Consider the following 6,190-nt stretch of genomic DNA (forward strand, 5'->3'; position numbering starts at 1 on the left):
CCTGCAGCGCCCGTACGAGGCGCCGCAAAGTGATCTTGAGCGTCAGCTGGCGGCGATCTGGTCGGAGGTGCTGGGGATCGAGCGGATTGGCCGGCACGACAACTTCTTTGACCTGGGCGGACACTCGCTGCTGGCGACGCGCATCATCGCCCGGGTTCGCGAAGCCTTTCACAGCGAACTGCCCTTGCGTGCGCTGTTTGAAGCCGCAACGGTGGCCGGCATGGCGACGCAGATCGGGCTCGCCGGTGCCGCTAACGACGGCCCGCCGCTGCTGCCGGTGCCCCGCGACGGTCCGCTGCCGCTGTCCTATACGCAGCAAAGACTGTGGTTCCTGCAACGGTTGGAGCCGGACAGCGCCGCTTACAACATGCCGGTTGCTTTGCGTCTCGAAGGGGCATTGGACCTGGAAGCGCTGCGTCAAGCGATCGAGGCAATCGTGCACAGGCACGAAATCCTTCGCACCACGATCAGCGGCGAAGGGGCGGACACGCAGCAGGTAATCCACGCCCCCGTGCCCTGGCTGTTGCAGGTTGACGAGTTGCGGACGCGCGATGGAGCGTCAATCGAGACTTTATTGCGCCAGCCTATCGAGGAGTTCGCCGCGCAGCCGTTCGACCTCGAGCGGGGGCCGGTGCTGCGCACGGCGGTACTGCGGCTGGGGCCGACCGACCACGTGCTGATGGTCTGCCTGCACCATGTGGCGGCCGATGGCTGGTCCGCCGGGTTGCTTGTCCAAGAGCTGATTGCCCATTACACACGGTTGGTCGGGGGGGCACCGGCTGCGCTACCGCTGTTGCCTGTGCAATACGCCGACTACGCCGTATGGGAGCGTCAGCGCCTGCACGGTGAGGCGCTGGAACAAAAACTTGGGTACTGGGCCGACGTGCTGGCGGACGTGCCGGTGCTCGACCTGCCGCTGGATCGGCCGCGACAGGCTGGAAGACAGTATCGGCCTGGCCAGGCGACGCTCGAGATCAGCGCAGACCTCAGCGGGGCGTTGCGCAAATTCGCCGCCGACACCGGCAGCACCCTGTTCATGACCACCTTGACCGGTTTTGCCGCCTGGCTGTCACGCTACACGGCGCAGCCGGATATCTGCATCGGCACGCCGGTCGCCAACCGGCCCCACACTGAGCTCGAGGCGCTGATCGGTCCGTTCATCAACACCCTGCCGTTGCGTATCGATCTGGATGCAGACCCCAGCTTTGCGCAGTTGGCCGAACGAGTGCGGCAACGCGTGTTGGATGCTTTTGCGCGCCAGGACGTGCCGTTCGAGTTTCTGGTCGAGCGGCTCGATGTGCCGCGTGATCTGCTGCATGCGCCGCTGTTTCAGGTGCTGTTCGTGTTTCAGAACGCGCCGCGGGCTGCCGCGGCGTTGCCGGGCCTCGCCGCCAGCCTGATCCCGATTGACGATCCGGGCCTCAAGTTCGATCTGAGCGTGAGCTTTGCCGAGATCGACGATCGACTACACATACAGCTCACCTACAACGCGGATCTGCTCGAACAGACGACCGTGGCACGCATGCTGGAGCAGCTCCAGCGCATGTTCACCGCAATGGTGGAAGCCCCGCAGAGCGTGCTGAGCCGGTTTGAGTTGCCCGCCGCTGCCGAGCGTGAGTGCCAGTTGCAGGTGTGGAACGCAACCGCGCATGCCCAGCCGGTGGCGCAGAGCGTTCACGCCTGGGTGGAGGCGCAGGTGCGTCGCACGCCCGATGCGCTGGCGGCGATCGACGGCGAGCGGCGCTGCTCCTATCAGGAGTTGAACCAGCACGCCAACCGCATCGCGCACTGGTTGCTCCAGCAAGGACTGGGGCCCGGTCAGCGAGTTGGCGTGTTGTTCGCACCCGGGATTGAGCTGCTGGCAGCCCTGCTTGGGGTTTTGAAAGCCGGTTGCGCCTACGTGCCGCTCGACCCGCAGTACCCGGCCGAGCGTTTGCGCTACATGCTGACCGACGCGGGCGCGGGCGCCCTGTTGCGCGAGAGTCGACATGCCAGCCTGCCACTGGACTATGCAGGCCCCAGCTTGTGTACCAACGACGCGGCCGGCGAGTCCGTCCTGGCGGGCCAGTCGGATCATGATCCGGCCGTTGTGATCGGCCTGGATGATCCGCTTTACGTCATCTATACGTCAGGTTCCACGGGCCTGCCGAAAGGTGCCGGGGTGTATCACCGCGGCATGGTGAATCTGCTGCATTGGTACACGCGCGAGTTCGACATGGGCGTCGCCGATCGCAACCTGGTAATCAGCGCCCCCGGTTTTGATCTGACACAGAAGAACTTTTACGCGCCCCTGATCAGCGGTGGCACCGTGGTGTTCACGGGCAGTCCGGAGTTTGACCCGGCGGCGATTATTCGTGTGCTCGCCGGGCATGGGGTCACGCTGCTGAACTGTGCGCCAAGTGCGTTCTATGCGCTGCTTGAACAGATGGACGATTTCACGCCTCTGGGCAGCCTGCGTGCGCTGTTCCTGGGGGGCGAGCCAATTCACATGCCGCGGCTGCGGTCCTGGTTGCAGGATCCTGGCGGTGCCTGTGAAATCGTCAACTCGTACGGTCCGACCGAGTGCTCCGATGTGGTCGCGGCCTACCGCATCCGCGAACCGGCGCGCTGGTCCGACGATGACGTTCCTCTCGGCCGGCCGATCGACAACGTGCAGCTGTACGTTCTCGATCCCAACGGTCAGTTATTGCCAACCGGTTTGGTCGGGGAGCTGTGCATCGCCGGCGCCGGTGTCGGTGCCGGGTACCTGAACAACCCGGCGCTGACAGCGGCCCAGTTCCAGCTCAATCCGTTTGGCGCCGGGCAGCTGTATCACACCGGTGACCTGGTGCGGTACCGGCCCGACGGTAATCTTGAGTTCATTGGTCGCCGCGATTTCCAGGTCAAGCTGCGTGGTTTGCGCATTGATCTGGGTGAAATCGAGGTGGCGCTGCGCTCGTTGTCTGGGGTCACGGACAGCCTGGTCACCGTGCAGGACGAACGCTTGGTGGCGTATCTCATTGGCGAGGGACTTGATCTTGATGCCCTGGATTGGCGGGGCGCCCTGCGGGTACAGCTTCCTGACTATATGGTGCCGGCAGGGCTCGTCGCGCTGTCCGCCTGGCCGCTGAACGCCAACGGCAAGATCGACCGCGGTGCGCTGCCTTCGGTGCCGATTACCGCCACCGCGACCTACGTCGCGCCGCGTACTCCCACCGAGCGGCGTGTCGCGGAACTGTGGATGGACGTGCTGCGGATTCCCCAGGTCGGTGTCGAGGACAACTTCTTCGAACTGGGCGGACATTCGCTGCTGGCCACGCAGATCATTGCGCGTATCCAGAAAGAATGGCAGATCGACCTGCCACTGCGGGTGCTGTTCGAGGCCACCACCGTTGCTCGCCTTGCAACGGCCGTGGATGAAGCGAAACGTTCCGGCGTTGGACTGAAACTGGCGCCGCTGACGCCGCGTCCGCCCGGTGCCGAGGTGCCGTTGACGCAGGGTCAGCGCGGCCTGTGGCTGATGCAACAGCTTGCGCCGGACAGTCCGCTGTTCAATATGCCGGCAGCGCTGCTGCTGCGTGGGCCGCTGGATTTGGAGGCGCTGGCAACCGCTTTTCAGATGCTGATGCAGCGGCACGAGAGTCTGCGTACCACCTTCCCCTTGATCGACGGCGAGCCGATCCAGCAGGTGCACGATCACCCGCTGGGTCTGCTCCAGGTCGAGGATGCGCCGCTGCCCGATGGGGTCGACGCAATGGCGTATGCCGGCCAGCTTGCCCTGGCCGAGGCGCAGCGGCCGTTCGATCTGGTCACCGACCCTCCGGTGCGCATGAAGGTAGCGCGCCTGGGCTCCGACCTGAATATCCTGATGGTGACCGTGCACCATCTGGCGGCCGATGGCTGGTCGGTACCGATTCTCCAGCACGACCTGGTCAGGGCCTATGCGGCGGCACGGCAGGGTGTGGCGCCAACCTGGCAGGCACTACAGGTCCAGTACGCCGACTATGCGGTTTGGGAGGCAGCCCAGCTCAGCGGCGACACCCTGCAAACCTTGCTGGATTATTGGCGCGGGCAGCTTGAGGGCGCTCCCGACGTACTGCGGCTGCCAACCGATCGCCCGCGTGGGACGGTGCAAACATTCAAAGGCGCGCATCTCGAAGCGTCGGTACCGGACCACTTGCCAGCGGCGGTGGATGCCTTTTGTCGCAGCCAGGGCGTCACGCCGTTCGTGCTGTATCTGGCCGCCTACCAGCTGTTGCTGTCGCGCTACTCCGGGCAGAAGGATCTTTGCGTGGGGGTACCCATCGCCGGTCGGGATCGGGTGGAGGTCGAGCCCCTGGTTGGCTACTTCATCAACAGCCTGGTCATCCGTACCGACCTTGCCGGCAACCCCACCGCTGGCGAGTATCTCGAATCCGTACGCCAGGTGGTGTTGGAGGCGTTTGCGCACCAACAGATGCCGGTTACCCGTTTGCTGGATGAGTTGCGGGTGGGCCGCCACGCCGGTTATGCGCCAGGGGCGCAGGTAGCGTTTCAGCTGCAGAATCGCATGCCGGGCGCGGGCGATCTGCAACTGGAAGGACTAAGCGCGCAGCCGGTAGTTCTGGAGGGAAATCTAGCGCGTTACGAGTTGACGCTGTCGGTGGCCGAAACCGACGCCGGTTTGAGCGTCGCCGCCGACTACAACACGGACCTGTTCGACGCATCGACCATTGAGCAGATGATGGCCCACTACTGGCGCCTGGTGGCTGGCCTGATCGCCGATCAACAGCAGCCGCTGGACCGGGTATCGGTACTGGACAGCGCCGAGCTGATGTCCTTATTGGGCGTGGATGCGGCCCAGGTTGAGCAAATACTCCCGCTGACACCCAACCAGCGCGATATTTATCTGGACGCGCTGCTGCGCCCTGACACATTGCAAAACAACATGGGCTGGGCTGCTCGTTTCAGCGAGCCGGTGGACGAAGCCGCCTGGCAGCAGGCGCTGCAACAGGTCACTGACGCGGAGCCGGTACTCAGAACCAGCATCGTCGGCTGCTCGTCCCCCTATGCGGACGTGGCCTATCAGGTCGTGTACCGCAGCCGATCCGCGGCCGTCGAGATGGTGGACCTGTCGACGCAGCAGATCCCCGACGTGGACCTGTCAGCCAGGCTGCGGGGCATGGTCCAGCGGCCCTACGATATCTCGCGTGACGGGCTGATCCGTCATGCCCTGCTCAAGCTGCGCGATGGCGGGCATGTCCGGATCGAGGCCTTCCACCACATCCTGCTCGACGGGGTGAGCGGCAGCGTACTTGCTCGCAAATTGTTTGCCGCCTACGAGGCCTTGCGTATCGGTGCGCCAACGCAGACGGTGCCCGGTCCGTTTGTCGACTTCGTTACGCATAGCCTTGCCAGTACCGACCGGCACATGAGTTTGGACTTCTGGTCCGCCGAACTGGCTGGCGCCGAGGCGCCCGAGCTGCCGAGCAGTGGCCCGTCCGATGGCGCGATCACAACCGATACGGCCAGCATCGACGCCAAGCTCTGGATACAACTGCAACGCTATGCGCGCAGCCAGCGGGTGACCCCGGTGCTGTTGCTCAAATGCCTGTATGGCCTGCTGCTGTCGCGTCATGCCCGTAATGCCGCCGACTTCTGGGTGCTGGAGTTCGCCAGCGGACGCGCGCGCGTCCATGAGGACTCCCTGGGCTGCTTTTACGCCCAGTTACCGTTCGTGTTTCGCCAGGATGCGCTGCGTCCCGACACTGCTATCGGCGAATTGCTTGGTTATGCACGCGATTTCCAGCGGCGGGTGCGCGATCACCGGCAGTTGTCGATCGGTGCACAAACCCGCCTGCTGCCGGCCGGGCGACTGGCCTGTTTGTTCAATTTCTACCACTTTGTACCTGATCGCGACGACGTGGTCGGCAAGCCGGTCACAACTGAGATCTTCGCGCCACCGGTTGAGGGCAGCCTCAATTTCGTGGTTCAGGGTGTTGAGGACGCGCTGGTCCTGACCCTTGGTTATCCGCAGCAGGCATTCGAGGCGCCGGGATTTCTGGACCGTTTTGTGGCGCTGTGCCGGCAGCTGGTGGCAGGCGCGCAGGCGCTGGGTGATTTTCAGCTGCTCACGCCCGCCGAGCGTGCTCAGGAGCTGTCGCGCGGGTCGGGTGCGCCGGTCCCGATCAGTGAGGCGTGCGTGCATGAGTTGGTCCAGGCGCAGGTACAC

The 6,190-nt window shown here is 64.5% G+C and carries 1 protein-coding gene; it reads left to right on the top strand.

Annotated features, from left to right (window positions below):
* Nucleotides 1–6,190 (top strand): amino acid adenylation domain-containing protein (locus ABZF37_RS13135; RefSeq protein ID WP_372720652.1); only part of this gene is annotated, 6,190 nt, incomplete at both ends.

Source organism: Immundisolibacter sp. (assembly GCF_041601295.1).
In the GTDB taxonomy this organism is placed as follows: domain Bacteria; phylum Pseudomonadota; class Gammaproteobacteria; order Immundisolibacterales; family Immundisolibacteraceae; genus Immundisolibacter.